The organism is Acidobacteriota bacterium, from assembly GCA_012729555.1.
Lineage (GTDB): Bacteria > Acidobacteriota > UBA6911 > UBA6911 > UBA6911 > UBA6911.
The window spans coordinates 1-5,878 of record JAAYCX010000014.1 but is presented as its reverse complement, the minus strand read 5'-3'; the positions used below and the strand labels follow the sequence as shown (position 1 = coordinate 5,878).

The 5,878-nt window shown below is 60.7% G+C and carries 4 protein-coding genes; 1 reads left to right on the top strand and 3 read right to left on the bottom strand.

Annotated features, from left to right (window positions below; translation table 11 throughout):
- Positions 1 to 109: 109 nt before the first annotated feature.
- The 3 genes from GXY47_04295 to GXY47_04285 form a co-directional block, all read right to left on the bottom strand.
- A complete protein-coding gene (locus tag GXY47_04295; GenBank protein NLV30356.1) occupies positions 110 to 1,195 on the bottom strand; it encodes a DEAD/DEAH box helicase family protein in 1,086 nt (361 codons plus the stop codon).
- Positions 1,196 to 1,452: 257 nt separating this feature from the next.
- Positions 1,453 to 3,519 carry a hypothetical protein gene (locus GXY47_04290; GenBank protein ID NLV30355.1) on the bottom strand — a complete coding sequence of 689 codons (2,067 nt, stop codon included), beginning with the start codon at positions 3,517 to 3,519 and terminating at the stop codon, positions 1,453 to 1,455.
- Between the two features lie 2 nt (positions 3,520 to 3,521).
- The gene (locus GXY47_04285) at positions 3,522 to 4,280 is read right to left on the bottom strand and encodes a 4Fe-4S dicluster domain-containing protein (GenBank protein ID NLV30354.1); all 759 of its coding nucleotides are present in this window, start codon (positions 4,278 to 4,280) and stop codon (positions 3,522 to 3,524) included.
- Between the two features lie 481 nt (positions 4,281 to 4,761).
- Between GXY47_04285 and GXY47_04280 the strand changes: the two genes are divergently transcribed.
- The coding region (locus GXY47_04280; protein NLV30353.1) for a NarK/NasA family nitrate transporter at positions 4,762 to 5,878 on the top strand (1,117 nt) is incomplete at its 3' end.

Sequence of the window (5,878 nt, the reverse complement as noted above, 5' to 3'; positions counted from 1 at the left end):
TCCTTTAGGATAATGGAGGCCATCATACAGAACTGAATTGAAGTCGATGCAGGTCATTTTATCGCGTAAACCTTTGTTATGTTTAACGTTGTGGAAATTTATTCAGTCTTTAACGGGACAGTAGTGAGTCAAAATGGTTAATTGTTTCCCGCCAAACACTGGTTTCCTGGGCGGTATATCCACGGTGGCATTCGTCCGCAATAATCAGATCAAATGCATGGATCGGGATGTCGGTTTTTTCGGCATCATCGTCAATTTCCGGATCGCTGCCCGACTGCGGGAATGCTCCCTCTCGGCCAAACAGGTTGATCGCCATCCGCTGAATAGTGGATACGTAGACAAACGTATGAGCGGGGCTGGGATTCGTCAGATATTCAGTAGGCAATACCTTGGGATCAAACGGCCTGTCATCGCCAAAGTCTTCCCTGCGGAATCGCTGACTGTAGACCTCGTATTCCTGGTTGAATTTGTTTCCCCTAGGGGTATTAAACGCCGCAAACTCTCTCACGGCCTGAGCTGCTAAGGCTTTCCGATCAACCAGGAAAAGAATTCTACGTGCTATCTTTGATTCAAGAAGACGATAGACCTGTGCAACGGTCATGTAGGTCTTACCCGTACCCGTTGCCATCGCAACAAGTAATTGTCGTTTCCCGCTAATAATGGAAGACTCAATCCTGCGAATTGCATTTACCTGATACGGGCGAAGCCGCTCGATCTGATCCGGAGTGGTGGTCTCAAGCCAGTTTTGGGCAGTTCCTATATCCTTGCCTATAAATTCCGTCAATGCGCCGGCGGTGTGAAAATTGCTGATCTTGCGGGATATGTGCTTCTCGCCCCGCACATCCAAATACCAGATGACTTCCCCGTTCGTGGCATAAAGAAAGGGAACCCTCAATCCATCCCAATTTCCGATGCCCTGAAAAACTCCCGCAGCATACCGCTTCGCTTGCTCCAACACGTTCTGTGGGTTAACGGTGACCTTCTTGGCCTCGATGATTCCCAGCAATTCGCCATCAACGAACAGGGCATAGTCTGCGGGACCATTGGCTGTGGGAAACTCTTCAACGGCATGGCGGTTCAGGCGTGAAACATCTATTCCGTCGTTATACGGGATGATCTTCCAAGCTGGTTGAAGAGAGCGGAGCTTCGTGTCGATGCGCTTTCTCCTGGTTAGCCATTCCGATTCGTTCATGATCACCCAAGCAAACGAAAGAAATGAGGGGAGATCCCGTCCTCAAATCAAGCTCCTTCGGCAGGAGCCAATACCCGATTCGGCGTGTTGGAACCGAAGCATTATACTGATTTTCCAACAATTTGCGCCAGATTGGATTCATAAATAATTGAATAAAAATGCTTCCGGGAGGCCTCTCTCCGGAAAAAGCGGCCCTATACGCAACAGGGGCGAACACGCGGTTCGCCCCTGCAGTAAAACACCAAACCCTACGGAACCGTTCAGGCGCCCAGTTTCCCCTTGGCGGCCATGAGATCGGCGACCTTCTTCATGCCCAGTCCCTCCAGGGTCGTCCTGGTCGGCCAGCCGGTATCGACGTTCCATCCCTCCAGCTTGTAGAAGTTCGTCTTGAACGTCTCGACGCCCTTCCTGTCCAGATACAGGTCGGCCTGATCCTCGAAGCTCCATTTGCCGTCCTGGTATACCGGCTTGTTGGTGCTTATGGGGAAGGTGGCGCCCTTCATGTGCATGAAGGGGGCGAACTTTTCCTGGTCCCGGTGCCGGCCGGCCACGACGCGGATCGCCCGCTCCATGTTCCAGATCTTCCGCCCGATCTCCATCGTATCGGCGAACGTATTCCGGCTTCCGGTCACCGCGCGGTAATAGCGGTGCTCCAGTTCGGGGCTGGGCCCGGTGAAGCCCGGCAGCAGCATCTCGCAGATGGACATCGATTCGTTGTAGAACCCGGCGAACCGCCGGCACCACGACAGCAGCTTGGCCTTGTGCGGGGAGTAGATGCCGGTCTTGAAAGCCTCTTCCCCCTTCCAGCAGTTGCTGAGCATCAGGGGATCATCGTCGAAAGGAACCAGCTTGGGGGCGATGCTCTCCACCAGCTCCTGGGCCGTTTTCGAGGGGCCGCCGAACCCGCCCATCATGCCGCCCCCCCCGGTCAGGATGCTGAAGAACCCGTGCCACATGGGGTCCCCGGTCATGAAGATGTAGCTGTAGGCCCACTCCACGCCCGGCAGCGAATGATGCCAGCTGGCGCCCCACGCCGGCAGGCGCAGCGCCCCGGAGTTCAGGTCCTCCTCCAGCCTTCCCCATTTCTTTGCGGCCTCCAGTACCCCTTCCGCCAGGTCTGCGCCGATCCCGATCTTTCGGGCGATCGCGTCACAGAAGACCTCCCGGAAATTGAGCGAATCCCACTGGTCCATCGGCAGCGGATGGGATTCGATCTTCTTCCCCGGCCCCAGGACCCCGAGTTCGTAGAGGTACTTGATGTACCAGCCCATTCCGGGCTCCATGGGAAGCCGTCCCTTGAAGGGGGGCGCGGCGCCGGGTACATTCATCGTCATGGCGCCGCCGAACTTGGTCGCCCAGGTGCAGAGGCCCCACTTGATGGCGATGTCGGCCCCGCGCATCTGCTCGGCCGTATTGCCTCCCCCCATCGCCATTCCGCCCCCCTGCTGCGGGGGCATGTACCAGTACTGGTCCGCGCACATCGATTCGCCGCCGTAGTAGGAATCCCGTCTGCGGTCGGGATTGAGGCACGGCATGCAGCAGGACGCGCCCGGGGAGGCCGTGGCCCGGGAGTGGTTGCGCGTGTGCCACAACCGCGCGTCCACGACCCCGGCGGGATCCGCGACCTCCACGCTCCCGGTGCCGATCACGCTGACGGCTTTCAGGTTCTTCGATCCGAATACGCCGCCGAAGCCGCCGGTGCGGGCGCTGACGCCGCTGCCGTGGATCAGCGCGGCGACCCGCGACATCGATTCCCCGACCGGCCCGATGCAGACGATCTGGGGCCTCGCCGTCGTCATTTCGTCGTCGATGTCGTACCACTGCTGCCCGAACCGGGTGCGGCCGCCGACGATGCCGGTGATTTCCCCCTGGGTCTCCAGCGTATTCACTCCCCACAGCCTGCCGGCGTCTTCGATCGTGACCTTATCGTTGACGATGTTGATCCAGACCGGGCGCTCCGCCTTTCCCTGCACGACGACGCCGTCCCACCCCGCGAGCTTCAGCATGGTGGCGAATCGGCCGCCGAAGCTGGTCCGGTGGAACTGCGGAGTGGGGAATATTTCCGGGGCGATGGCGCAGACGCTGGTCCGGCCGCCCCCCGGCACGCCCGTCGCCGCCATGGGCCCGGTCATCAGGGAGATGACGTTCCTCGGATCGAACGCGTCCTGCAGGTCCCAGTCGCCCGGGACGACGGCCAGGTCCCAGAATATGGCGGCTCCCATGCCGACGCCGCCGCCGAATTCCTCGTACCGCGCGGTGTCGATGGCGGAGATCTCCCTGGTCGACAGGTTTACCTTCAGTATTTTCCCGGCATATCCGTTCGCCATATCTATGCTCCTTCCTTCCTGGGCGCCGTTTTGGGCGCCGCTTTTGGAAATCCCATTCCCGGGAAATTCATCTTGCGGGGCGGCGGCGCCAGGTTCACCTCATACCCGTCGATATCTTCCTGTTCCGGCGCTTCCGTCACGAGCTTCAGCGCCTTGACCGGGCAGGTCTCGATGCACGCCTGCTTTCCGCCGGGGCCGCCCTTTTCGCTCCAGAAGGGCGCATCCAGGCACAGGTCGCACTTGGTCGACTTCTTTTTCGTGAAATCCCATATCGTGCGGTGCGGCTTGTGCGGGCACGACTGGATGCACCGTTTGCAGCCGATGCACTTGGACTGGTCGATGCGCCGGATGTTGCCGTTGGCCTCATCCACGTGGCAGGCGCCTGTCGGGCAGTTCTGGACGCACAGGGGCGACACGCACTGCCGGCACGGGGACAGGACCACATCGTAGGGATATTTGGTGAAGGAAGGAGCGTCCCGGATGATCTGTATGCGGGACAGCGAAGGGTTGGCCTTGCCTTCGTGGGTCATGGAACAGGCGAACATGCAGCTCTGGCAGCCCAGGCACACCCGGCTGTCGTAGACGATATAGGCCTCGGATTTCGGGTAGGGCTTCGCCGCCGCCTGCGGCGACGCTTCCGCCGGCATGCCCGATACGCCGACGCCCAGGGTGCCCGCGGCGATCACCGCACCGCTCCCGCGCAGGAAATCCCTTCTCAATACTTGATTCCCGGTCTTCCCGGTTTTCGTGGATTCAGTCATGCAACTGCCCCCTTTACATTTGTTCGTCCAGACCGCAAGACACGATCATCCGACCGGTTATTATATGTTATTTGCTGTTATTCTTAATCATTTTTCATCCACCATCGATTTCCACCGCCGGAGATGGAATCGGACGCGAACCCGAATACCTCCGCCGAGAGCCATCATCGCCTTCCGCAATGCAAACGACGCCCGGCAGGAACCGGCCCCGCCCGGGCAGGCGGCCCACTGCCCTTTGAGGCACCCCTGCAAGCGGCTCGGCCGAATCGCCGCCGTCCAACCGCCAGGGGCGCCCGCTGGAATCCGCGCCATCCCCGATGAATTTTCGCGGGCAAATCGGGCCGGTTTGTGCTTTCATAGGGCGAATTACCGATAACGCGTATTCAATGACCGCTGCGGAATGAAGAACAGGGCCGGGGCCGCTTCTCTTTTCGGGGAAAGGGTCCGGGCCGAATCCAGGGATCGAAGGGAGCGAACAGGAATGAGCACTGCAGACGAGTCCGGGCCGTCGCCTTACCGGTGGGTGATCCTCGCGATCGCCATGCTGGGCACCTTTATCGGCAGCTATGCGCAGTTTCAGCTCCCGCCCCTGGCGTACAAGCTGATGCCCGCTTTGAACCTTTCGCCGTCGCAGTTCTCGGCCCTCATGGCCGGCCCGATGACGGGGTCGCTCTTCATCTGCATCCTGGGCGGGGCCCTCGCCGACCGTTTCGGCGTGAAGAAGGTGGTGGCCGTCGGTTTCTTTTTCTCGGTGATCGGCTGCTATTTCCGCGCCGTCACCGATTCCTTCTGGCCCTTCCTGTTCATGACCATTCTGGCGGGGCTGGCGTCCGGGCTCCTGGTGGGAAATCTGGCCAAGCTTTTCGGCGCCTGGTTCCCGCAGCGGCAGATGGGGACCATCATGGGCGTCTGCATGATCAGCCCCGCCCTGGCGATGTTCGCCGGCACCTCCACCACCGCGCTTTTCCCTTCCATGTCCGGCGCCTTCGTCTTTTCCGGCGTCCTCTGCCTGGCCATCTTCGTCCTCTGGCTGGTTTTCGCGAAAAACCGCCCCGAAGGCGCCGTCGAACCGCCGGTCCTGCGCGCCAACCAGTACCTGGGCCGGGCGGCCCGGTCGCGCGGCGTCTGGCTTGCCGGGTGCAGCCTCTTCTTCGTCATGGGATCGGTCATGGTGTTCTCGAGCTTCCTGCCCAACGTGCTGCAGGAGCTGCGCGGCATCAGCGCGGTGAAGGCGAGCCTGTTCGCTTCCATGCCGACTTTGGGCGGGATCTTCGGCTGCTTCCTCGGGCCCATGATCTGCAGCCGCATGGGCGTCATGCGACGCTATCTCATCATGGTGGGATTGCTGAGCGGCGTGGCGATCTTCTGGTCCTGGCAGCTGCCGACGGGACCCTGGCTGGTCGCCGCCCTGCTCCTGGCCGGGTTCCTGCAGTATTCGGTGCAGCCGCTGTTTTCCGCCCTCCCCATGCTCCTGCCCGACATCGGCCCGGTCTACGCGGGGAGCGCGGGGGGCATCATCGCCACCGTCCAGGTGCTGGGGGCCGTGGTCGTGCCGACGTTCATCATCACGCCGCTGGCGGGCACCAATACCACCATGC

Coding starts and splice junctions, on each gene's coding strand:
- GXY47_04290 (NLV30355.1), bottom strand. CDS start 3,519: ATGGCGAACGGATATGCCGGGAAAATACTGAAGGTAAACCTGTCGACC.
- GXY47_04285 (NLV30354.1), bottom strand. CDS start 4,280: ATGACTGAATCCACGAAAACCGGGAAGACCGGGAATCAAGTATTGAGA.